Source organism: Leptolyngbya iicbica LK, assembly GCF_004212215.1.
Lineage (GTDB): Bacteria > Cyanobacteriota > Cyanobacteriia > Phormidesmidales > Phormidesmidaceae > Halomicronema > Halomicronema iicbica.
In genome coordinates this window covers 1,273,198-1,296,763 of sequence record NZ_QVFV01000001.1, presented here as the reverse complement: position 1 = coordinate 1,296,763, position 23,566 = coordinate 1,273,198, and the positions used below count along the sequence as shown (strand labels likewise).

The 23,566-nt window shown below is 53.2% G+C and carries 12 protein-coding genes and 1 other RNA gene; 8 read left to right on the top strand and 5 right to left on the bottom strand.

What is annotated here, in order from left to right; all coding sequences use genetic code 11:
• Window positions 1–272: 272 nt before the first annotated feature.
• Window positions 273–2,636: a serine/threonine-protein kinase gene (locus DYY88_RS05440; RefSeq protein WP_052288276.1), complete on the top strand. Its 2,364-nt coding sequence runs from the start codon at window positions 273–275 to the stop codon at window positions 2,634–2,636.
• 129 nt (window positions 2,637–2,765) lie between these two features.
• On the opposite strand, the gene DYY88_RS05435 is transcribed toward DYY88_RS05440, so the two are convergent.
• The gene (locus tag DYY88_RS05435) at window positions 2,766–4,763 is read right to left on the bottom strand and encodes an ABC1 kinase family protein (RefSeq protein WP_044151488.1); all 1,998 of its coding nucleotides are present in this window, start codon (window positions 4,761–4,763) and stop codon (window positions 2,766–2,768) included.
• A 402-nt stretch (window positions 4,764–5,165) separates the two neighbouring features.
• Here DYY88_RS05435 and recN point away from each other — a divergent pair, with 402 nt between their 5' ends.
• Together recN and DYY88_RS05425 are read left to right on the top strand one after the other, a co-directional pair.
• Window positions 5,166–6,929, top strand: coding sequence for a DNA repair protein RecN (recN, locus tag DYY88_RS05430; RefSeq protein WP_039725902.1), 1,764 nt, complete (start codon window positions 5,166–5,168; stop codon window positions 6,927–6,929).
• A gap of 105 nt (window positions 6,930–7,034) precedes the next feature.
• A complete protein-coding gene (locus DYY88_RS05425; RefSeq protein WP_201278961.1) occupies window positions 7,035–8,648 on the top strand; it encodes a cation:proton antiporter in 1,614 nt (537 codons plus the stop codon).
• 87 nt (window positions 8,649–8,735) lie between these two features.
• Here DYY88_RS05425 and DYY88_RS05420 read toward each other — a convergent pair whose 3' ends face one another.
• Together DYY88_RS05420 and DYY88_RS05415 are read right to left on the bottom strand one after the other, a co-directional pair.
• Entirely contained in the window at window positions 8,736–9,953 is a 1,218-nt protein-coding gene (locus DYY88_RS05420) for a 4-hydroxy-3-methylbut-2-enyl diphosphate reductase (protein WP_039725901.1), read from the bottom strand.
• 157 nt (window positions 9,954–10,110) lie between these two features.
• On the bottom strand, window positions 10,111–11,406 hold the full coding sequence (locus DYY88_RS05415; protein ID WP_039725900.1) for a DNA methyltransferase: 1,296 nt from the start codon (window positions 11,404–11,406) through the stop codon (window positions 10,111–10,113).
• A gap of 217 nt (window positions 11,407–11,623) precedes the next feature.
• Between DYY88_RS05415 and DYY88_RS05410 the strand changes: the two genes are divergently transcribed.
• The 3 genes from DYY88_RS05410 (at window position 11,624) to DYY88_RS05400 (ending at window position 16,177) form a co-directional block, all read left to right on the top strand.
• Window positions 11,624–12,715 carry a hypothetical protein gene (locus DYY88_RS05410; protein ID WP_039725896.1) on the top strand — a complete coding sequence of 364 codons (1,092 nt, stop codon included), beginning with the start codon at window positions 11,624–11,626 and terminating at the stop codon, window positions 12,713–12,715.
• Window positions 12,716–13,038: 323 nt separating this feature from the next.
• On the top strand, window positions 13,039–14,925 hold the full coding sequence (ftsH2, locus tag DYY88_RS05405) for an ATP-dependent zinc metalloprotease FtsH2 (RefSeq protein ID WP_039725895.1): 1,887 nt from the start codon (window positions 13,039–13,041) through the stop codon (window positions 14,923–14,925).
• 139 nt (window positions 14,926–15,064) lie between these two features.
• Window positions 15,065–16,177, top strand: a complete 1,113-nt coding sequence (locus tag DYY88_RS05400) for a glycosyl transferase (RefSeq protein ID WP_039725893.1) — start codon at window positions 15,065–15,067, stop codon at window positions 16,175–16,177.
• Between the two features lie 58 nt (window positions 16,178–16,235).
• On the opposite strand, the gene DYY88_RS05395 is transcribed toward DYY88_RS05400, so the two are convergent.
• Window positions 16,236–16,679: a hypothetical protein gene (locus DYY88_RS05395; RefSeq protein ID WP_039725892.1), complete on the bottom strand. Its 444-nt coding sequence runs from the start codon at window positions 16,677–16,679 to the stop codon at window positions 16,236–16,238.
• A gap of 377 nt (window positions 16,680–17,056) precedes the next feature.
• Here DYY88_RS05395 and ssrA point away from each other — a divergent pair.
• Window positions 17,057–17,445: a transfer-messenger RNA gene (ssrA, locus tag DYY88_RS05390) on the top strand.
• 1,037 nt (window positions 17,446–18,482) lie between these two features.
• Here the strand turns inward: ssrA and purD are convergent.
• A complete protein-coding gene (gene purD / locus DYY88_RS05380) occupies window positions 18,483–19,754 on the bottom strand; it encodes a phosphoribosylamine--glycine ligase (protein WP_039725890.1) in 1,272 nt (423 codons plus the stop codon).
• A gap of 500 nt (window positions 19,755–20,254) precedes the next feature.
• On the opposite strand from purD, the gene DYY88_RS05375 reads away from it, so the two are divergent.
• A complete protein-coding gene (locus DYY88_RS05375) occupies window positions 20,255–23,227 on the top strand; it encodes an adenylate/guanylate cyclase domain-containing protein (protein ID WP_052288275.1) in 2,973 nt (990 codons plus the stop codon).
• Window positions 23,228–23,566: the final 339 nt, after the last annotated feature.

Here is a 23,566-nt window from a genome sequence, read left to right as displayed (position 1 = left end):
TCCTTCCGTAGTCAGGCGTTGGGCGCTTTATCCGGCACCATTCGTCCGGTCATTCAAGCGAACCCATCCTGATGCAGATCAGGGTAAGCACGTACAATTTGAAACAGCGTTTCTGCGATTGACTGGCTCAATTGCCGCCAATGGTTGAATTGCCCGCCTGCCAATGCACGGTCAATCACTGCTTGCAGACCTCAATATCCGCAGAAATGGCCTCAAGGGGTGTCGATCAGCATCTACCTGTCAGCGCAGCCGCCCTCAGATAACAACTCTTTATGACTCATTCGGCAACGGTTACTCAGTCCAAAACGCAGACCCATCCTCGGCCTTTTTATCTCCGGTGGCAAACGCTGCTAGCCGGGGGATGTTTGTCACTAGCCGCGCTCTTCACGGCCATCAATAGTCCCCTTTTGGCCCAGTGGGAGCGAGAACTGCAAACGCTGTTTTTTGAACTGCGGGGGCCTCGGGTGGCGCCTGACGATATTGTGATTTTGGCAATTGATGATGAGTCACTGTCTCAGGTCGAGCATTATCGCAGCGACCCGGTGCAATACGCCGACCTAGAGCCGATTCAACAGTGGCCCTGGCAACGAGAAGCCTATGCGATCGTCATTGAGCGCTTACTGGCCGCCGGGGCCAAATCGGTGTCTCTCGATATTATTTTGTCGACGGACAGTGCCTATGGACCAGCGGATGACGATCGCTTAATCCAAGTGCTGGACAAATATGGCGATCGCGTCACCCTGGCCATGCTGTATAACGAAAGTCAAACCCGTCAGGGCACCATGTTTCAGCCAACGCTGCCCCTCGACAAGTTTCAGCAGACGGGCATTCATCTGGGCAACATCAACTTCCCACTCGAAGCAGATGGTCGCATTCATCGTCAGGGTCACACATATTTTGAGGAGCTGGCGCGATCGCCTTTAGTCACTAACTTTGGGGATGACTCGGCGGCGCCCTTATCGGCTCAGCAGAGTTTTGCCCAAGCCACCTTGACTGCGGCCCAGGTGCCTATGCCCCAGGCTCGCGGGGATGGCATTCAGTTTCACGGTCCGGTCAAAACCTTTGAGCACATTCCTTTCTGGTATGTCTTAGACAGTGATCCCTGGGAAAATTATCTCGACTCCGGGGCGGCCTTGCAGGACAAAATTGTGCTGATCGGCTCTACCTCGGAGGTGCACCAAGACTTTCATAATGTGCCCTTTGCCCAAAGTGCTGGATATCCGCTGAAGATGCCTGGGGTCGAAATTTTGGCCAACGATATCGCTACTTTGCAGGCGGGGGCGGCCATTCAGACTCTGATCCCCCATTCGGGATGGCGAGCGGTCTTTACCCTAGCGGTGGGAACGGGATTTTTACTGTTGCTGGTGCGCCGCGATCGCACCCTCTATCGGTTGATCTGGACGGCGGTCGCGGGTGTTAGTTGGTTGGCAATTAGCTTTGTTGGGTTCACTGCCTTTGGAGTGTTCTTACCCATTGCGGGGGTCACCATCGCGTTGTTTACCACGGGTGGCTGCTACAGCGTCGCGAGCCTTATTAGTGAACAAATGCGCAAGCAGCGGTTCCGCCAAACCCTGGCGCAATATGCCACCTCGCCCATCGTGCAAGAAATCATTAGCCAGGAAGAGGACTTTCAAGATCTGTTAGAAGCGCGCCAAGCCGAAGTCGTCGGCACGATTTTGGCGGCTCGGTATCAGGTGCAGGCCGTCCTCGGGGCGGGGGGTTTTAGTGAAACCTATACTGCTGCCGATACCCAGCGCCCTGGCAATCCCCTTTGCGTGGTGAAACGGCTGCGGATTCTGAGTGATGATCCTAAATCCCACCAACTCGCTCACCGCCTGTTTGTCGCCGAAGCCCAAACCCTAGAGCGGCTCGGCCATCACAATCAAATTCCTCGCCTGCTGGCGCACTTCCAAACGGGGGTGTCTTTTTATCTGGTGGAAGAATTGATCGAGGGCAACATGCTGAAGGAAGAACTCAGCTCGCGGCACCCTAAATCTGCCGCCTGGGTGATGAACTTTTTGCTGGATATTTTGCCCGTGGTGGAATTTGTGCATCAGCAAGGGGTGATTCACCGCGATATCAAACCTTCTAACCTGATTCGGCGGGCCGGTGATGGGCGTCTGGTGCTGATTGACTTTGGCTCGGTGAAAGAACTGCCCAACCAACTGGCCGAAACTGAGCCCCACATCACTTCCACCATCGGCATTGGGACCAAAGGTTACATGCCGAGTGAGCAGTCGGCCGGGATGCCGCGCTTTAGCAGTGACCTTTACGCGATTGGGATTACGGCGATCGAAGCGCTGACCGGGATTTCGCCCTACAAACTGCAATACGACGATCGCGGCGATGTGATTTGGCAATACTGCGTGCCTGATCTGCATCCCACCCTGGCGGCGGTGATTAGCAAAATGGTGCGGTATGACTTTTCTCAGCGCTATGACTCCGCCACCGCTGTTCTGGCCGCTCTGCGAGAGATCCCTGTCACCCTGCCGGATACGGCCCTGATCCGCGACCAGGTTGCGATCGAAATGAGCCCACAAGGTACGGAAGATGATGACGATTGTTGGGATGAGCCTACGGGTTATTTGCCGACCGATTGGGCTGCCGATACCGAACAAGACAGTCGTGTCGGGTGATTTCCCTGAACTCAGCTACAGTCTTGCCGCTTGCCGCATTCCTAAAAATCAGCCCTTGTTGTCGCTAACAACAAGGGCTGAACGCAGTTGATGAGGTCAGTTGCCGCCGTGAACACTCTGACGACTGGACTATCGATAGGTAGCCGGGGCGACCTCTGGTGATTTTGCGGGGGTATTGGCCAAGAGCACGTCACGAATGAATCGAGCGGCAGCCCGCTGGGTGAGATTACCCACAATGCGCTGCCCCATGTCGCGAGTTTCACGTTTGGTTAAAACCTGGGGCAATTGCCGTGCTAGCAGCGTCGCGTCAAACCCGTCGTTTTTGCGCAAAATATCAACAATGCGCAGAATGCGATCTAAATTACTGTCATCGCTGTTGGCCTGGGTCGGAACGGTGACCTGACTCGCGGGGGACTGCTGCCACCCCAATCGCTGACGAATATTTTGCTGTACCGTCTGCACTAAATTATTGCCCAGGTAGTCCAGCTCTTTGGCGACCTCATCTGCGATGCGATCGCGAATAAAATCTCCCCGCTCAGAAAACAGAAACTCGAGGGTTTGATCCAGCACCTTTTCCATGTCGTAGTCAGCGCTATCGCTGGCATTACGCAACAGATTCTCCAGGCGATTCCAGCGGAAGTCGCCGTCTCTAAACAGCAGGTCGGAGAGGGACGCTCGTAACTCTGGTGACGGATCGGTCAAAAGCCGTTTGGCCACGTAGGGATAAGCCTTGCTCAACACCTTGAACTCGGGATCGACATTGATAGCAATGCCTTCGAGGGTGACCAGCGATCGAATAATCAGAGCATAGTAAGCGGGCACCCGGAAGGGGTACTCATACATCAGCGCCGAAAACTCATCCGTGATGCTCTTAAAGTTCAGCTCTGCCACACTGGCACCCAAAGCGTTGTTAAACACTTCTGCCAACGCCGGGATAATGGGGCTGAGATCTGTATCTGGCGTTAAAAACTCCAGCTTGATATAGTCGCCTGCCAACCCCTCAAAGTCGCGATTGACCATATGGACCACGGCCTCGATCAGACCGTAACGCTGATAAGGTTTGACTTCGCTCATCATGCCAAAGTCAAGATAGGCCAATTTGCCGTCTGACATGGCCAAAAGGTTGCCCGGATGGGGATCAGCATGGAAAAAGCCATGCTCCAGTAATTGTCGGAGCGAGCACTGGACGCCCACATCGATCAAGTGAGTGGCATCGATACCTTGCTCGGCCAACTCGGTTAGCTTGGTCAGCTTGGTGCCGTCGATCCATTCCATCGTTAAGACGCGACGGGCAGTGTATTCCGTATAAATTTTGGGCACGTAAATGTCAGGTAAATGCCCATACAGCTCGGCAAAGCGGATGGCATTTTCACCCTCGTGGGTGTAGTCCATTTCTTCAAAAATCCGCGCCCCAAACTCGTCCATGATGGCGACTAGGTCGCTGCGAATCTGCGAAACATTGTTCGTGGCCCACTGCGCCAGTTTCCGCAAGATGTAGAGGTCGAGCGTAATGCGCTGCGCCAAGCCGGGACGTTGTACCTTGACGGCGACTGTTTCACCCGTTTTCAAACGACCTTTGTACACCTGGCCTAACGAAGCTGCTGCCACGGGCTGAGGTGAGAGGTCGTCGTAGATTTCATCCGGCGGTGCGCCTAATTCTTCCTCGATGTATCGAAACGCCACTTCATTGGGGAAGGGCGGCAACTGATCTTGCAGCTGGGTCAATTCATCCAAATAGATGGGGGGCACCAAGTCGGGACGAGTGGACAGGGCCTGCCCGATCTTGATATACGCTGGCCCGAGGTCTGTCAGCAACTCTCGCAATCGCTGAGCTTGGCGGCGTTGGGTGGCTTCGGAAGTATCGCCTTGCCGGTTTGTCAGCCAGACCCCCAGGGCAAATGACAGCATCGGCCACAACACGGTAAAGATGCGCGACACGACACTGGGAAAGCGCGTCTGATAATAAGCGTTGATGCCTGCTGGATCGTAGGCAAAATCTTCAAAAGGATCGAAGTCGTGACGCGATCGCTTTGGCGTTGGGGGAGATGACCCAACAACCGGCTGAGCAACCACACTCTCAGTTTTGACAATGGCTGTTGTATCGGGTGATTGGATGGACTGAGTCACCGCCCTACCTCGCGTCAATTTACCTTTCTTAATCATTGTAATGAGTTGCGGCCCGAACGATGAGTGGGAAAAACCCGCCGCCAGGTAGATTGGTTCGCTTGTACCCATCTGCGATAGATTGATGGTGATCATAATCTGCCGCCATCAGTGAAACGACAGTGGCGTGAACGACGGTGGTCGCTGTCTGCTGAGCCAGGCTGTCGGCTCGACTGGTGGGTCTGAGTAACGCTACAGATGTCCCTGGCCAAGGCGATGACCGTAAGCGTTGGGGCCGCAAGGCAGCGGCAGCGCGTTAGCATCTGAGGAATTACGCCGGGTGCGTTGCGGTTCTTCCAAATCCCGTCGGATAATATTTGCGAGCCTTTATCCCCTGACCTTACTTAGGAATTGTGTAAATCGCCCATGCTGGTCGCCCTAAAAATCGAGAATTTTGCCCTGATTGACCACTTGGCTTTGGATTTGCAAGCGGGCCTCAACGTGCTGACGGGGGAAACCGGGGCGGGCAAATCCATTATGCTGGATGCGCTCGATGCGGTGCTGGGGGGACGGGTCAGTCAGCGGATGATTCGCTCGGGGGAAAAGCGCGGCGTGATTGAAGCCACTTTTACGATCACCGATCGCACCCGGGCCTGGTTAGCCGAAAATGATGTGCCGGTGGAGGGTGATCGCCTCGTTTGCGTTCGGGAACTGACCGCCGGCAAAAATACCGTCCGCAGTCGCTCGCGGTTGAACGGCGTCAATGTCAACAAGCCCCAAGTCGAGGCGCTGCGACTGCACCTGGTGGAAATCACTGCTCAGGGGCAAACCTTGCAAGTGGGCGATCCGCAAATGCAGTTGTTGTGGGTCGATGGGGTGGGCGGTGAGGCGATCGCTCAGCAGCGTCAGGTGGTCGCCGCAGACTTTGCCACCATGACTGAGGCCAGAACCTTACTGGACCGTCGCCGCCGGGCCGAACAGCAACGTCAGGAACAGCTCGACCTGTTTGACTATCAGTGGCAAGAACTCAGTGCTGTAGGTCTGGAAGATCCGGAAGAGTTGACCCAGCTCGAACAAGAACAGCAACGCCTCAGCCATGCGGTGGAATTGCAGCAGCAAAGCTATCAGGTCTACCAGCTGTTGTACGAGAGCGACCAAGAGAGTGCCGCCTGCGCTGACCTGCTGGGCCGGGCGACGCAGACCCTGGAAGACATGTTGCAATACGACAACACCGTCGAGCCCATTCTCGATTTGGTCAACGACGCCCTCGCTCAGGTGGAAGAAGCGGGACGACAGATCAATGCCTATGGCGAAGATGTCGAAACCGATCCCCAACGGTTGCAAGACGTGCAGACGCGCATCAGCCAGCTGAAACAACTGACGCGCAAATATGGCAAAACGCTGCCCGAACTGATTGACTACGTGCAGGAAATTCAAGCCTCTTTGGAGCTATTAAACGGTGAGGGGCAATCGATCGAAGCCCTAGAAGCGGCCTATGAAAAAGCCCAAACTGCGCTGACCAAAAGTTGCGACCAACTCACGAAATTGCGACAAAAAGCCGCCAAAACCTTAGAGAAGCAATTAGTCGAGGAGTTGAAGCCGCTAGCGATGGAGCGGGTGCAGTTCAAAGTCGCGATTGCTCCAGCGGAGCCGACGGCCTTAGGCGCTGACAAGATTCAATTTCTGTTTAGCCCCAATCCAGGTGAGCCTTTGCAACCGCTAGCCGAAACGGCGTCCGGCGGGGAAATGAGTCGCTTTTTGCTGGCGTTGAAAGCGTGTCTGTCGCAGCTGGATGTAGTGAATACTCTGGTATTCGACGAAGTGGATGTGGGGGTCTCGGGACGGGTAGCCCAAGCGATCGCGGAAAAACTGCATCAACTGGGGCGATCGCAGCAAGTCCTTTGCGTTACTCACCAGCCCATGGTTGCGGCTATGGCCGATGCCCATTTCCGCGTCGGTAAGGAAGTGATCGAACCCGCCCTGGCTGGGAGCGGCAAAAAGCGTAAATCGCGCAGTCAGAGTAGCGATGACACGAACGATCAAGTCCGTACTGTCGTCAGGGTTACCCCCCTCGACGACACCATGCGCCGCGATGAACTGGCCCAACTCGCAGGTGGCCAAACTCACCAAGAAGCGCTGTCCTTTGCCGACTCCCTGTTAAAGCAAGCAGAGAAATTACGGAACGGCTAGCGATTTGAGCGATCGCGACCTGATTGGCAAACTGATCGGCACAGCCACGGCAATTGGCAGTAAGGTAAGGTCTTGATTGGCAGTCTTTATCCCCCCGCCTGCGCTATGCAATTTCCTGTACTGATGGTCGAAGCCGCTCTCGAAGATCCTTTAATCGAGGAAGGATTGCGGCAGTTTTTGCTCGTGTTATCAGTCTCGCTCGGAGTCGCCACGCTATCCCGAGCGCTGAGCTGGCTGCGCAACATTCCCTACACGCTGCTGTTACTGCTGGTGGGTCTAGGCTTAGCCACCTTAGATGTGCGGCTGATCAACCTCTCCCCCGAGCTGATTCTCTTCATCTTTCTACCCCCGCTCTTGTTTGAAGCGGCGTGGAATATCAAATGGTCGAACCTGCGGCGGGACTGGTTGCCGATTGGACTCTTTGCGATCGTCGGAGTGATTATTTGCGTCGGTGGCCTGTTTTTAGGACTGCAACAGTTTGCCGGAGCCTCGCTAGCTACTGCTTTGCTCGTTGGGGCCGGTCTCTCGGCTACTGATCCTGTTTCGGTCGTGGCCCTCTTTCGAGAGTTGGGGGTCGATAAACGGCTGACCACCCTGATGGAAGGGGAAAGCCTCTTTAACGACGGGGTGGCAGTGGTTGCGTACAACTTGCTGTTAGGGATTGCGCTGGGTCTGGAGCAGTTTGATATTCCCGTGACGATTTCCCGCTTCCTCGTGTTTGTGGGCATTGGGCTGAGTATCGGCGGTCTGATCGGCTTTGGCATCTCCTACCTGACCCAGCGATTTGATCTGCCGCTGGTAGAGCAGTCGCTGACCCTGGTTTCGGCCTATGGCACGTATCTGGTGGCTGAGCAACTGGGCGGGTCTGGGGTCATCGCAGTAGTGACTACCGGGTTGATTTTGGGGAACTTCGGTTCTCGCATTGGCATGAGTCCGCGCACGCGGCTATCGGTGTCAGAATTTTGGGACTTTGTCGCCTTTTTCGTAAACTCTATTGTGTTTCTGCTGATTGGCGATCAGGTTATCTTCGACGGACTGATTGACAATTTGAATACGATTCTCATCGCGATTGCGGTCATGAGTGTCGCCCGAGCTGTCAGTATTTTTGGCCTCAGCGCTCTAAGCAACTGGTGGGGCAAGTCGAATATCACTTGGCCCAATCAAATCGTGCTGTGGTGGGGCGGTTTGCGAGGATCGGTTTCGGTGGCTTTGGCCTTGAGCGTGCCCGAGTCTTTGGCCGAGCGAGAAGACATCATCGCGATTATTTTTGGGGTCATGCTCTTTACCCTGCTGGTGCAGGGGTTGACTACTAAACCGCTGTTACAGTTTCTCAATTTGCTGGGCGACCAACCGCTGCGACAAGCGTTCATTCAGAAAATTGCTCGACGGGTCGCTCTCAACCGAGTGATGGATGAACTCAAAGATGTGAAACAGAGCAATTCCGTTGATGCGGAATATTGTGACTATCAAATGGCGTTGGTCGAAGGTCAGCTGGAAGAGATCCAAGAAGAGATGCAGGAGATGCAGAGCGAGCATCCAGAATTATCGAAGATTTTGATCGATCGCTTAAATGAGAGCCTGGTGGCGATCGAGGCCGATACCTACGCGCAATTTATCCGCGCCGGTTATCTCAAAGAAGAAATCGAGCCATTGTTGGAGTCGCTGTTAGAAAACAACGAACCTGAAGATAAAAACGTCGCCGAAGCCTTGCAGCCTTGATCTGCAAGCCAAGCCATTTCAGACACATCTGAGTGCAAGACACCTTTTCAGCAGATGTATTCAGCCAACAGCGCGATACAGACTGATTTATTCAGCCGCCACGAGCGGCACACTGCCTTTGAGCTGAAAGATCCGCTCGATCGCGGCTTCCACAGCGCGATCCGGAGTCGAAGCACCGGACGTGACCCCGACGGCGATCGGGCCTTCGGGCAACCAATTTTCTGTCACAGTCAGGTCACCGTGGAGCAACTTATGCTCGATGCGATTATCGGCCCCAATCCGTTCTGGGCCGTCAATGTGATACGAGGGAATGTTGCGCTCGATCGCAATCTCTTGCAAATGCGTCGTGTTGGATGAGTTGTAGCCGCCAATCACGAGCATCAGGTCAACGGTTTCATCCACCAGCTCAAACATCGCATCTTGCCGCTCTTGAGTAGCATCGCAGATGGTGTTAAATGCGAGGAAATGATCGTTGAGTTCGAGGGGGCCATACTTTTGCAGCATGGTTTTCTCGAACAGCTTGCCGATTGCTTCCGTTTCTCCCTTCAGCATGGTGGTTTGATTGGCTACGCCAATGCGGTCCAGATCCGTATCGGGATCAAACCCCTCAGAATATGCGTTTTGGAATTTGGCGAGAAATTCATCGCGATTGCCGCCGTGCAAAATATAGTCCGCGACGTACTGGGCCTCATCCAGATTCAAAACAACCAGGTACGTCTTCGCAAAGGAGCTGGTGGCAACAGTTTCCTCATGTTTGTATTTGCCGTGGATGATGGAAGTGTGGTCTTTTTTCTTGTGCTTCTCCACCGTATTCCACACCTTTGAGACCCAGGGGCAGGTGGTATCGACAATGGTGCAACCGCGATCGTTCAATAACTGCATTTCCTGCACGCTCGCGCCAAAGGCGGGCAAGATCACCACGTCGCCATCGCCCACGACGGAGAAATCTTTCTGCCCGTCCACCATTTCAATAAAGTGAACGTTCATGTCCTTCAGGCGCTGATTTACCCCGGGGTTGTGGATGATTTCATTCGTAATCCAAATCCGCTCAGTGGGGAAGTGCTGGCGGGTTTCGTAGGCCATGGCCACTGCCCGCTCGACGCCCCAGCAAAAGCCGAAGGATTTGGCCAGGTGAATGGTCACGTCCCCCTCGGTCAGCACATGGTTGTTGTCACGGATGCGCTGAATCAGGCTGCTCTGATATTCCGTTTTCATCTGGTCGGCGACATGCTCACCGTGGCCCAAACTCTTGCGGAAATATTTGTCAGATTGATTCAGCGATCGCTTAAATGCTTTGGTATCCATGCCACTCCTAGGGGGTCGCCTGCCTGTTGACTAGGATAACGGTTCGTGACGCCTTCCCCAGCGTCCGTTGGATTGGAAAGCTCAATCCTTTGCCAAACCGACGGTGTGAAGGCCAGGTTGCATCTCGTCCCGCCAGCTCCAGCATCCCAGCGATACTTCACGTAAAATACTGCCGCTGTTGTGGATGACCTGGCCAGGTCAGCAGCACCACTTCTTCGCGCAGTTGTGCTCCCGTGGCGGTGGCGACGCGCGTCCGAAATAAGTCGCGGCCTTGTACTTGATAGCCCACCTCAGCGGCAATTTCTTCCAACAGTTCCCCCGTCCGAATCATGATTTGAAAAAAGGACGCCTGATCCCCCACGACGTAGGCCAGTTGCGCCCCTGGTTTTAACGCAGGCTGCAACGCTTGAAAGTGCCGCTTCATGCCGCCAAAGTACAGACTGGTGACGCGGTGATATAGCCGCTCAAAGCCCGAAGTCTTTTGCAGCTCCAGGCGACGGGCTTCGATCGCATCCGCCAGATACGTGACCGGACTTTCTGCTGTCAACACCCGATCGTCGTCGTCAACTTTGTAGACGTTGCGCGTGTTCGACCGAATCAGCGACTGTTTGAAATCTCGTAAGTCTTGCTTGTTGTGCAAAAAGCCCAGCAGGACGGACTCCAAGCGGGTCGTGCGGGTGTAGTCCTTTTCGTTGGGATAAGGCGGCGACGTGATGATGGCGTCGATGGATTGCGGTTCGAGGAGCGATCGCAGCGATCGCGCATCCCCCCGATGACACTGAGCAGACACGGTTGCTAGATGCCGATAATCAGCCAAATCCTGCACCATCTGGTTGACCTTTTCCTGCCAGCAGTCCAGCACGGGCACCTCTTCCCGCTTGCGCCGCCGGATACCGACTTCTGGCCCAAATTTCAAATTACTCGCTTCGTGAACGGTGACATATGCCAGCGCCAGATTGAAGAGATTTTTGATGGTGGGATCGGGGACAGTGGCGATCGCCTGCTTGAGTACCAGGCATTGATGGAGCGGGCGATCGCAAATGGAATTTTTCACCACAATGGCTTGCTGCTCCGGCGTAAATCCGAGTAACGGCATCTCGTCCAACCGTGAGACCGCTGCCTGAGTGACCTGTTGCCGTGCCAACTCGACGGTAGCTAAATCCACTTGCCACTGCACCTTAGTGCGACAGGCAAACTGCGACATCGGCACCGCTTCCACCCCCACCGATGCCAGTCCCAGCTTCTTGGCCTCCACAATGGTCGTCCCCGTGCCACAAAACGGGTCTAAGACGGTTGCATCAGTTCCCAGCCCGAACCGATCGATATAGTGGCGCACCAAATGCGGCGGATACGACAACACAAACCGATACCAGTCATGAAAGGCGCGATCGCTCGCCTGCAATTTGTTATTGCTCAGGTCTTCGGGGTTGGTGCTGATGGGAGAGGCAGTCATGGGCAGTCAGCAAGGCGACATCGACACCATTAGTGCTGATGATCTAAAAAGTCCTCTTACTATATATGCTCACTCCCAATCACGCACCGAATTGAGCTTTCTCGTTATAGCTATCCATTTTCTGTGCAACGCTCACAAGATTACGAACCGCGACCATTTCCCACCGTTCAGCAACGTCAGTATGCTTAAAACGAATCCACTAAAACTTTTCTGAGTTATGAAAGAGGCCATCATCTTTGTGCCGGGGTTTGGCAGCGAGTGCCAAGACTTCTACCTTGATCACTTTTTGACCCCTGGCCTCTTGACCCTGCTCGAAGATGTTGAGATCAAACTCGATCCCGAAGCGGTCAAAATTCCCGGACAGGCAGGTAAACGCTTTCACTGTCGCAGTGAGGATTTAGAAAAGACTCTAGATATTTACGAGGTTTATTGGGATGATCTGGTCGATCACCTCAGCGCCAAAGACGCCCGTCAAAAACTGGTTAGGGGGCTCAATCTTTTCGTCTACATGCTGCTCAGCGGTTGGAAAATCATCCGCATCTCGCCGATTTTCTTCATCCAGTCCTGCGTGATTTTGGTGCTATTGGCGGCCTGGTATTACGGCATTGTGATCCTGGTATTGGCCTCCTTGGCGGAGCAAAATGCACTGCAATCGATTGAATTTTTGCAAAGCGGACTCAACTGGCTAACCGCCTGGGCCACCGAAGGCTGGGGGTGGCAACTCTGGCTGCTGATCAGTGCCTTGCTGGCCATCCTGCCCACATCCATCAGCTTGATTGTGGACCTGATTGATTTTTTCATTCGCTACATCCAAAACGAGTCGAGTCGGGGACGTCCCCCTCGTCGGGCGGTACTGCGATCGCGGCTCAAACAAGCGGTCGATAATGTGATGGCCGAGTCTACCTACGATCGCATTACCGTCGTGGCTCACAGCATTGGCTGCCTGATCGCGACTGACTTTTTGGCCGATTATCACCCCCAGAGCGATCGCACGGTCCGTTTAGTCACCTGGGGTAGTGCGCTGGCTAGTTCCACCTCGGTGAGTACCTGGGTCACCTCAGAGATCAAAAAGTGTCTCGACAACCCCCTCATCGAGGATTGGGCCGATTTCTATTCTCATCAGGATTGGTTTTGCTCCCGCGTCCCCATTCCTGCCGGAGAAATCGCCCCCAAACTCACATCACGGCAAGCATCCTTTCGCGTCTCCCTGCTGAAGCAACTCAGCGGCGAGTCCCATAGCGAATATTTCTACGATCCCAAAGTGCTCCGGCATCTGGTATTGGGTTCAGTGCCTTCTACCTCATCCTGATCGCCGATTGTGTAACGTCACTCTCCGCTGATTCACGCGAATGTTCTGTCACTGCTCAACATTTGAGTATGGTCTCGTTTGAGGTCGTACCCTTACCAACGCTAATCTGGCCCTGGCAAGGCCCCATTTGATCACTCTGTGGAAATTACGTTAAATTTAGTTAACTAACACTCATATTTTTGACTGCGATAGTAGCTACTCAGTGGTTGCCATCGGTATAAACAGTCCAATTGAGTCATATTTAAGAAAACGTGTTGATGAGAACTTCACCGTTCACACAACAAGACCTAGTCGTTTAACGATGCATTAGAGGCCACCTGGTTATGAAACTTTCTTGGAGAGTTGTCCTGTTATGGGCGCTACCCATCTTGGTAGTCGGATTTTTCTTCTGGCAGGGGGCATTTTCGACCAACATGATGGATTCTGGTCAAAATGCCGCTAATACGCGGATGACTTATGGCCGCTTCCTAGATTATTTGGATGCGGGCCGAGTGATTGCTGTTGATCTTTACGATGGCGGCAGAACCGCGATCGTCGAGGCAATGGATACGCAACTCGACAATCGTGTGCAGCGCTGGCGCGTCGATCTGCCGGGTAATACCCCTGAGTTAGTCACTCGGATTAAGGACGCCAACGTTAGCTTAGATTCCCATCCTCCTCGCAGCACTGGGGCAATCTGGGGAGTTTTAGGTAATCTCCTATTCCCCTTCTTATTAATTGGCGGTTTGTTTTTCCTGTTCCGCCGATCCAACAATGCGCCGGGTGGCCCTGGCCAAGCCATGAACTTTGGCAAATCGAAGGCTCGCTTCATGATGGAAGCTAAAACCGGTGTCGTGTTTGACGATGTCGCTGGTATTGAAGAAGCCAAGGAAGAACTGCAAGAAGTCGTGACTTTCTTGAAGAAGCCGGAGCGATTCACGGCAGTCGGTGCCCGTATTCCCAAAGGGGTGCTGCTAGTGGGTCCTCCTGGAACGGGTAAGACTCTCTTAGCGAAGGCGATCGCGGGTGAAGCCGGAGTGCCCTTCTTCTCAATCTCTGGTTCTGAGTTTGTAGAGATGTTTGTGGGGGTTGGCGCATCTCGCGTTCGTGACCTCTTCAAAAAAGCTAAGGAAAGCGCACCTTGCATCATCTTTATCGATGAGATCGACGCCGTGGGACGACAGCGTGGTGCTGGCATTGGTGGCGGCAACGACGAGCGGGAGCAAACTCTCAACCAGTTGTTGACCGAAATGGACGGCTTTGAAGGCAATACTGGAATTATTGTCATTGCCGCCACGAACCGAGCTGATGTGCTGGATTCGGCCCTATTGCGTCCGGGCCGCTTTGACCGTCAGATTACGGTTGATCCGCCCGATGTCAAAGGTCGTTTGGAAATTCTGGATGTTCACGCTCGCAACAAGAAGCTCTCAGATGAGGTTTCTTTGGATGCGATCGCTCGTCGGACGCCGGGCTTCTCTGGTGCGGACCTGGCTAACCTGTTGAACGAAGCGGCAATTCTCACCGCTCGTCGCCGCAAAGAAGCCATCACCATGACGGAAATTGATGACGCCGTTGATCGCGTCGTTGCCGGGATGGAAGGCACCCCGCTGGTCGATAGCAAGAGCAAGCGCTTGATCGCATATCACGAAGTTGGTCACGCGATCGTCGGTACCCTGGTCAAAGCTCATGATCCGGTTCAAAAAGTGACATTGATCCCTCGCGGTCAAGCGCAAGGTTTGACCTGGTTTATGCCTAGCGAAGACCAAACGTTGATTTCTCGGGCACAAATTCTCGCCCGCATCAAAGGTGCATTAGGGGGGCGTGCTGCTGAGGATGTCATCTTTGGTGATGCCGAGGTGACCACTGGGGCTGGCAATGACTTGCAGCAGGTGACTGGCATGGCCCGTCAGATGGTAACTCGCTTTGGGATGTCTGATCTAGGACCGCTTTCTCTGGAAGGTTCTCAGGGCGAAGTTTTCCTCGGTCGTGATTGGATGAATCGCTCCGAGTATTCGGAAAACATCGCGTCTCGCATTGATGTCCAAGTGCGCCAGATTGTGGATGCTTGCTACGCCGAGACCAAGCAACTCATTCAAGAAAACCGAGCTGTCATTGATCGGCTCGTCGATCTGCTGATTGAGAAAGAAAGCATTGATGGTGATGAATTCCGTCGAATTGTCTCTGAATACACGACTGTTCCTGATAAAGAGCAGTTAGTCACTCAAATCTAGCCGCGTTTTCTGTGGCCTCTAGCGCTAGTTGAAAGGCTCATCTCCTAAGAGGTGGGCCTTTTGTCATATTTGGCTGCCCCAGCGTCTGGGTCGGCATGATTCAATACAACAGTCCACAACTGCTTTGGAAGGAGGTGGCATGTCCGCCAAAACGCTTTATGTCGCCATTACCAATCATGGCTTTGGGCATGCAACTCGCGCCACGGCGGTGGCGGCCACGGTCAAGCAGCACTATCCTGAAGTCAATATCATTCTGGCTACCAAGGCGCCGCGTTGGCTATTGTCGAGCTATTTTGAGGGACTTTACCAGTTACGCGAGGTTGCAGTGGATATCGGGGTGCTCCAGCAAGATAGCCTCGTGATGGATAAACCAGGTACCCTTGCGGCCCTTAAAAACATTCGCGATCGCCAGGCAGAACTCGTTGACCATGAAGCTGCTTTTCTGCAAGCCGCTGGAGTTGATTTGGTGTTGGGGGATATTCCGCCGCTGATGGCGATCGCTGCCAAAGCCGCCAACATTCCCTGCTGGATGATGAGTAACTTTGGCTGGGACTTTATTTATCGCCCGTGGGGCGGCGAGTTTATTCAGATGGCCGACTGGATTGCCGATTGCTTTGCCCAGTGCGATCGCCTCTTTCGTCTGCCCTTTCATGAGCCCATGAGTGCCTTTCCGCACATTATTGACGTGGGACTCACCGGAGGAGAGCCCCGGCTGAGTGAGACGGAAGCGCGATCTCGCTTTCAACTCACAGCACCGAAAGAGAGAACCATTTTGCTGACCTTTGGCGGTTTAGGCATTGCCGGCATTCCTTATAAAAACTTGGCCCGCTTCCCAGATTGGCAGTTCATTACCTTTGATCGAGTTGCCCCAAATCTGCCGAACCTGCGAATTGTCCGGGACCACACCCTACGGCCCGTTGATTTCATGCCCTTCTGTGGGCGTGTGGTCTCCAAACCTGGTTTCAGCACCTTTGCTGAAGCTTGTCGGTTAGATTTGCCAATTGTCACAGTTACCCGTGACAACTTCGCCGAAGGTCCAGTACTGGTGGAAGCGATGAAACGCCACAGTTATCACCAGGTCATGTCTCCCCAAGCATTGGCGGCCGGCGATTGGGATTTTTTGTTGACCGATCCGGCAGCACCATTAACCGATCAGCGAGTTAGCAAAACCGGGAATGAAGACATTGCGGACGCGATCGTGAACTTCTTTTATGGTAACAAAAAGGACGCTGAAGAGATTTCAACGTCCTAGACAGAATGATTGGGTAATACACAAATCAGGTGAAGTGCGTCAGCGCAATCAGCGCGAGTTAGTCCAAATAGCCCATGAGAACGGCTGGCGTCGGATCGACGATATCGTTGGGAGCAATCGGCCGATTACCCGGCAAGAAATGCAAATCCGAGATAGGTAATGTGCTAACTGCTACTGGACGATGCCCCGGTAACAAGTCGGTAGTCGCAACTTCAAATCCTGTCGACATAATTGGCCGTTCGCCTGCCATGTCGAGGCTGCCCACTACTTCAAAATCACTCAATGCGATAGGGCGATGGTTCGGTAAATATTCAGTCGGAGTGATGCGCGTCGTGTCATCAAGGACAAATACCACTTCACCGGTATCCTTAGCGTCAGCCTTGACTAAGCCGCTTTTGGTCTGGCGACGAGAAGATGAAGATTTCGTTGTTGTTGATTTAGTGCTACTCGATGCTTTGGGAGTCGCTTCTTGTTCGTTGGTGGTTCCGTTTTGGCTGGTCATGCGTCAACCTCTTACTGCTTGGCGTAATATAGTCTGCCCTGGCAAGAGCCAACTTAAGACAGACTCACCTCCTGCCCTGATCAGCTCTGGATTAGGCGTTGCTCGTGCCAATGCCTCTGAACTCTGTAGGGGGAACCTGCAAGGCCAGAAATAATCAGCAATCGTTAAGTAAATATTATAGTAAAAATGGTCACAATTAAGTTTATGAAAGGTTATGAGTCTGATAACGGCAACGATCGCGATCGCTCAATGAGCTCGCCTATCTCATGTCCAGCAGGGTGCCTCTCAAAGCTAGACCGGTTATCAATGAGTTGTCGTGGGATCGGACATTACCCCCAAATTCAGAAATGAATGCGCTAGAGTAGAGATAAGAACAAGGGGCCGTAACGGTTTCGACGTTTTAACGAAAGTCACTCTGTGATTCAGACCGAGAGGGAGTCTACTCTCGTTAATCCAGGCTCAAAACAAACGTAACTGCGAACAACATCGTTCCTTTTGCTCGCAAAGCTGCACCTGTTGCTGCTTAGAAACTAACTAGTTCGCGAGCGTCTGCGATTTGACTCCGTTAAGGATTGCGGACCAAACCCCAACGGATGCTCCTTAGGTTTTCCTCTGGTGGTACCTAAGGCTAAGACTACGCCAGAGCATCCCACCGCTAGGGATAATTAGCGGTTCCCGCCTTGAGGGTCAGAGAGGCTAAGTCTGTGAACGAATGGAGTGTTACTACTTGAAGCGGACACGGGTTCGACTCCCGTCGGCTCCATTTCTATGAACTTTATTGTTCTTTATTGAATATTTTTTTAACTAGAGTTTGTTAGGCAATCTCTAGTTTTTGGGCATGTTTATACTGTGAGATACAGCACTGACATTGATGGTCGATGCGTCAGCGAATGCGCTTCTTCTCCACTGTAAACTTTTGTCCTCACTCATCATGAAATCTCAATATAATCCCCATAAATTTCCTCTTTGGGCCTATCTCAAGCAGCCGGTTTTTAGCCCTCACTACAAGCTTCGGTTGAATCCTGGTCGGTTCTGGCATTCTCAGCGTCTCAGACATCTTGAAAGCTGTTGGGCTAAGGTCTACAAGCCCGAAGAGCATTACAATTCTTGATTGAAATCGTCAATCTGAGCCAGCCTAGAGCTGGCTTTTTTGATTGGGTCTCACTGATAAATTGATGTTGGTTGCTGACTTGACCATCATCTTGATTTGCGGTTCTCTGGAGTAAAAAATCTGGTTGTATGTGACTTGAATTTAATATTTTTTGTCAGTTTTATTAAGCTCTTTAATTTGTATGGAATCTGCATCAATATTCTGCTCTCAATTGTCACTACTCGCTAGAGTCTTGCTTAAGAAAAACGGAATGTCAGGGAAGAATTACTTTTCAGGGTGGGCGTAATACTGCACTCCAGTTCGTCGGATCCAAAGGTATGAGCGGTTAGTGTTCCCTGGTAGCGTCTTTTGTGCTGCGCCAGTCACTCTCAGAGGGCCGCACTCTCTCGGCAGCTCGCGTCTGCCTGCCACAACTGGGCGGGTATTTTTACCTGGAAGGTCGGCAATGTTAACCAGGCTCCTCTGGGAGGAATGGAATGCTTCTTGGAATCAAGGCTAAGCAGTGCCGTATTCGCCTCAGTAGTCAGCATGTCCTTCAGAAGATAGACACACACGGATGGGCTGAGGCTCATGTTTAGTGCGCAGGAACGATGCTGAGCCATGCAAGGCAGGACCGCAAAAACGTAGCAACTACTTTATCTGCAGCTTGCTCATTCGTTCCTGTTTGCTAAGGGGGACGGATCTGGGATTTCTTAACGGATACGAAAGCCGATGTCGCGGCGATAGTACATCGATTCAAATTGGATTTTAGCGATCGCGGCATAGGCTGTTTCTAGAGCCTGGTCAAAGGTTTCGCCAAGAGCGGTCACAGTTAGCACGCGTCCACCGCTGGCTTTGACCTGACCTTGATGCAGCTGAGTCCCAGCGTGGAAGACGACTGCGCCTTGTTCGGCAGCGGCTTCGAGACCTTCAATCACCATGCCTTTGAGATACTGATCAGGGTAGCCCTCAGCAGCGGCGACAACACAAGCTGCAGATGCCGGTTTCCATCGTAGCGGGGGTAAATCAGCCAGCCGTTTTTCGGCGCAGGCGAGCAAGATCTCATCCAAAGGGGTTTCTAGTAGGGGCAGCACAACCTGCGTTTCAGGGTCGCCAAATCGACAGTTGAATTCAATAACGAGGGGATCGCCGTTGGGTGAAATCATTAAGCCCGCATAGAGCACGCCTCGATAGTCGATGCCTCGCTGTTTGAGTACCGCGATCGCCGGCTCTAAAATTTGGGTTTGAATCGTGTCTAAAATTTCTGGCGTTACGACTGGGGTCGGGGCATAGGCTCCCATGCCGCCAGTGTTGGGGCCGGTATCGCCTTCGCCGATTTGCTTATGATCCTGCGCGGGCATGAGGGGGATGATGGTTTCGCCATCGGTCACGGCCAGCACGGAGGCTTCTTGTCCAGTCAGGTAAGCCTCGATGACAACACGATCGCCAGCGGTGCCAAATTTGCCTTGAAACGCTTCTTGGACTGCTGCGATCGCCTCCTCGCGGGTCTGCGCGACGGTGACGCCTTTGCCTGCAGCCAGCCCGTCAGCTTTGATGACGATGGGTAAGGGTTGCTGCTCAAGATAGGCGATCGCTGGTGCTAACTCAGTAAACACCTCAGATGTCGCGGTGGGAATTCCTGCCTCCATCATGAGCTCTTTGGCCCACGCTTTGCTGGCCTCAATCTGTGCCCCAGCTTGTGAGGGACCAAAGACCTTTAATCCTTGCTGCTGTAAATAATCCGTGATGCCGTCGGCTAGAGGTTGCTCTGGACCCACGACTACCAGGCTCAGGTTATTCACCAGCGCCACTCGGGCAATGCCTTCAAAATCATTAAGCGACAGCCCCAAGTTACGGCACCCCGGCAACGTTGCCGTGCCGCCATTTCCAGGAACACACATCACCTCTTGAATCTGCGGTGACGCTAATAATTTCCAGGCGAGAGCGTGTTCTCTGCCACCACTACCAAGTACAAGCGCTTTCACGAGATTTGGATACCTTTTTCAACAGCGGACTGAAATGAGGAGGCTAATTGCATCAAGGAATTGACCAGGGCTGGGGCGGACGTGACCGGACTTCTACCGAAAAAGGTGGTCATTCGAGTCAAAAGCATCCATGATGAGAGAGAAGAGCCCCTGATCCTGTAAACCTAGCTCCATCGCCACGCATCTACAGCAATATTGGCCCTACTCAGGATGACATCTTCCCATGTCATTGCTCGATGTCGACAGAATTTTTGCAAATTTCTGCTTCTCCTAATCCTGTTGCATTTTTTGAATGCGCGACGTCTCCATTTGATTTAGCAAATTAACCGGAATCTTGGGGCATCAGCATGGATGAAGTATTGAGTTGCCCTCCACGATGAGTGGCTGGCGACCGTTGCGGCCTCGGCGGGCCCGCATGATGTTGGGTCTGCCTCCTCTGGTGTGGTGGTCAGTTCCTTTAGAAACTGACTGGACTGTTGGAAAAGAATCGGAATCCTGTTATGACGGAGCGATCGCCGTTGTCTCAATCAAATAAAGTCGCTATCTCTCAAGCGCAGTCGGCTGAACCCTCGGGCGAAGAAGCGCTACGACAAGAAATTTTAAAGTTGAAACGCGAAGTCACCGATCTGAAGACGGAACTCCGCGATCGCTCACAGGAATTGGGGGTAGCTCAAGCTGAGATTGCCGATCTCAATCAACGCTTTGCCGACCAGACAGCCGCGCTGAGGGAATCCAATGACACCTTGGTCGCTGAAGTGGTGGAACGGAGCCAGGCGGAAAATAGCTTGCGCACTGCCCGTGACCAACTACAGGCCATTTTGGACGCTGTACCCGGCATTGTTTCGTGGATTAGTGACGACCTGCGGTATTTGGGCGTCAACAATCATTTAGCCCAGACGTTCAATATGCCAGTAGATGCCTTTACCGGTCAGGATATTGGCTTTCTACACACCAGCAACGAATTCAATTTATTCGTTCAAGATTTCTTTCAAAGTCACCAGCTTGACGCTTATCGCGAAGTCTCGGCCCAGGTGGCAGGTGAACAGCGGCGATTTCTTATCGTGGCGCAAAAATATAACCAGGGCAAAGCGGCGTTTACGGTTGGCATTGATATTACCGAGCGCGATCGCGCTGAAACGGCCCTACGAGAAGCCGAAGCCAAATACCGCAATATCTTTGAGCATGCGGTCGAGGGTATTTTCCAAACCACACCAGATGGCCATTATCTGAGTGCTAACCCGGCCCTGGCCAATATTTACGGTTATGACTCAGCCGACACGATGATGGCTGAGCTGACCAACATTCAACAGCAGTTGTATGTCGAACCCGAACGCCGCCAAGAGTTTGTGCAAACCTTGCAACGTGACGGCGCTGTCACCGGCTTTGAGTCGCAAATTTATCAGCGCAACGGCAATATCATTTGGATTTCCGAAAATGCTCGTGCCGTTCACGATCCACAAGGCAACTTGCTGTATTACGAGGGCACCGTTGAAGACATTACCCAGCGCAAGGAAGTGGAAGCTGCGCTGCAGCGGGCTAACGAAGAGCTGGAACTCCGGGTTGAGCGGCGGACAGCTGCCTTAACCGAGTCGAATCAGCGGTTGCTATCGGAAATTCGAGAACGGCACCGGGTCGAGGAAGCGTTGCGAGCGTCTGAAGCAGAGCTACGGGCCCTCTTTGCCGCGATGACCGACGTGATCACCGTATTCAATAATGATGGTCGCTACCTCAGTATGGTGGCAACTAACTCCCAACTGTTGTACAACCCCGGCAAGGAGCGCATCGGCCAAACGGTTTACGACGTATTGCCGCCGTACCAGGCAAGTCTCTTTATGCGTCACATTCAGCAGGCGCTGAATACACGCAAGCCCGTACGTCTGGAATACAGTCTGCCGGTCGGTGACTGGCAACACCGGGATGACGTTAGTGGGCAAGCAGCCCCAGACGATTTTGATAATACGGCTTGGTACAGTGCGATCATTTCTCCGATGCCAGACAATCGAGTGATCTGGGTGGCGCGTGACATCACGGAAAAACGCCGTTCTGATGTGGCATTACAAAAAGCGGAGGAAAAGTACCGCAGCATTTTTGAAAACAGTGCTGAGGGCATTTTCCAGGCGAGTCCCGATGCGTGCTATCTGAGTGTCAACCCGGCCTTGGCACGCATGTATGGCTACCACAGTCCCTTTGAAATGATGGGACAGGTCACCAATATCGATCGCCTTTATGTCAGTGAAGAGCGCCGCCGCATCATGTTGCAGCGGTTGCATCAGCAGGGGGCAGTATTTGCCTTTGAATCTCAGGTTTATCGCGCCGACGGTCAGATCATTTGGGTATCGGAAAACGTGCGGGCGGTGCGGGACGATCACGGCAGCATTCGGTATTACGAGGGGACGATCGCCGACATTACCCAGCGCCGCCAAGCGCAGGAAGACTTGCGCGAAAGCCAGCGCACCCTGGCCACGCTGCTGGGCAACTTGGCGGGTATGGCGTATCGGCGTCACTGTGACGCGACTTGGAGCCTGGCGTTTGTGAGCGATGGCTGTTATGACCTCACGGGCTATGCCCCCAGCGACCTGCTAGGGAGCGAGGCGCTACCCTTTGAACAGTTAATTCATCCCGACGATCGCAGCTATGTGAAAGGGGAAGTTGAACGGGCCTTACCAGAGGGCACGCCTTTTCAAATGACCTATCGCATTCTCACGGCAGGAGGACAGGAAAAATGGGTGCTGGAAAAAGGGATTCCTGTGTCGGGGCCGAATACGACGCCTGCCGTAGTGGAAGGATTTTTGACGGATATCACCAACCGTAAAGAAATCGAGGAAGCGTTGCGGGTGGAGCAAGAACGCTCAGAACGCTTGCTGCTGAATATTTTGCCAGCGTCGATCGCAGATCAGCTCAAACGCAGCAGCCGTTCTATCGCCTATCGCTTTGATGAGGTCACCATTCTCTTTGCCGATATTGTGAACTTTACGGAACTCTCGGGAGCCTTGCCGCCAACCGATTTGGTCGATTTGCTCAATGAAATTTTCTCGGCGTTTGACCATTTGGCCGAGCGCCATCGGCTAGAAAAAATCAAAACGATTGGGGATGCTTACATGGTGGTGGGCGGTGTGCCCAGCGCCTTGCCGAACCATACGCAGGCGATCGCAGAAATGGCCCTCGATATGCAGGCGGCGATCGCGCAGTTCCGCCGGCAGGACCATTCCAGCTTTAGCTTGCGCATTGGCATTGACACTGGCCCGGTGGTCGCAGGCGTCATCGGCCTCAAGAAATTTTCCTATGACCTGTGGGGCGACGCCGTCAACGTGGCGAGCCGGATGGAATCGCAAGGGCAGGCGGATTGTGTGCAGGTGACGGCAACGGTTTACGAACAGCTCAAAGACCAGTACGTGTTTGATAAACGCGGTGCGATCGAGGTTAAGGGTAAGGGCGAAATGGAAACCTATTGGCTGCGCGGTCGCCGAGCGTAGGGGCGGCGGTGATGGAAAGCAGAGCCTGGTCGAAGTCAGGCCTGTTAGAACGCTAATCCTGATGGCCGCTGGTTAATTGTGAACAGTCTTAGCGGCGGAAGTCGCTAAGATGATCACTAACTTTAATCAGCCCTCTCCACTCAGGAGTGCTTCGCGTATCAATATCGTCAGGTGTTGTGGCCGAGCTTCTCAGGGTGGATATTCTGACTCTGCAACTTAACAGCAGGCTTCTGTTTCGTATGCGCTTTCAGACTCAAACTCTAAGCACGTTGTTCAGGCACGGGGATTCTCCGTGCCTTTTTTTGGGGCTGAGCAGTCCTGTTAGGACATTGCACTACT

Coding starts and splice junctions, on each gene's coding strand:
- DYY88_RS05440 (WP_052288276.1), top strand. CDS start 273: ATGACTCATTCGGCAACGGTTACTCAGTCCAAAACGCAGACCCATCCT.
- recN (WP_039725902.1), top strand. CDS start 5,166: ATGCTGGTCGCCCTAAAAATCGAGAATTTTGCCCTGATTGACCACTTG.
- DYY88_RS05425 (WP_201278961.1), top strand. CDS start 7,035: ATGCAATTTCCTGTACTGATGGTCGAAGCCGCTCTCGAAGATCCTTTA.
- DYY88_RS05420 (WP_039725901.1), bottom strand. CDS start 9,953: ATGGATACCAAAGCATTTAAGCGATCGCTGAATCAATCTGACAAATAT.
- DYY88_RS05415 (WP_039725900.1), bottom strand. CDS start 11,406: ATGACTGCCTCTCCCATCAGCACCAACCCCGAAGACCTGAGCAATAAC.
- DYY88_RS05410 (WP_039725896.1), top strand. CDS start 11,624: ATGAAAGAGGCCATCATCTTTGTGCCGGGGTTTGGCAGCGAGTGCCAA.
- ftsH2 (WP_039725895.1), top strand. CDS start 13,039: ATGAAACTTTCTTGGAGAGTTGTCCTGTTATGGGCGCTACCCATCTTG.
- DYY88_RS05400 (WP_039725893.1), top strand. CDS start 15,065: ATGTCCGCCAAAACGCTTTATGTCGCCATTACCAATCATGGCTTTGGG.
- DYY88_RS05395 (WP_039725892.1), bottom strand. CDS start 16,679: ATGACCAGCCAAAACGGAACCACCAACGAACAAGAAGCGACTCCCAAA.
- DYY88_RS05375 (WP_052288275.1), top strand. CDS start 20,255: ATGACGGAGCGATCGCCGTTGTCTCAATCAAATAAAGTCGCTATCTCT.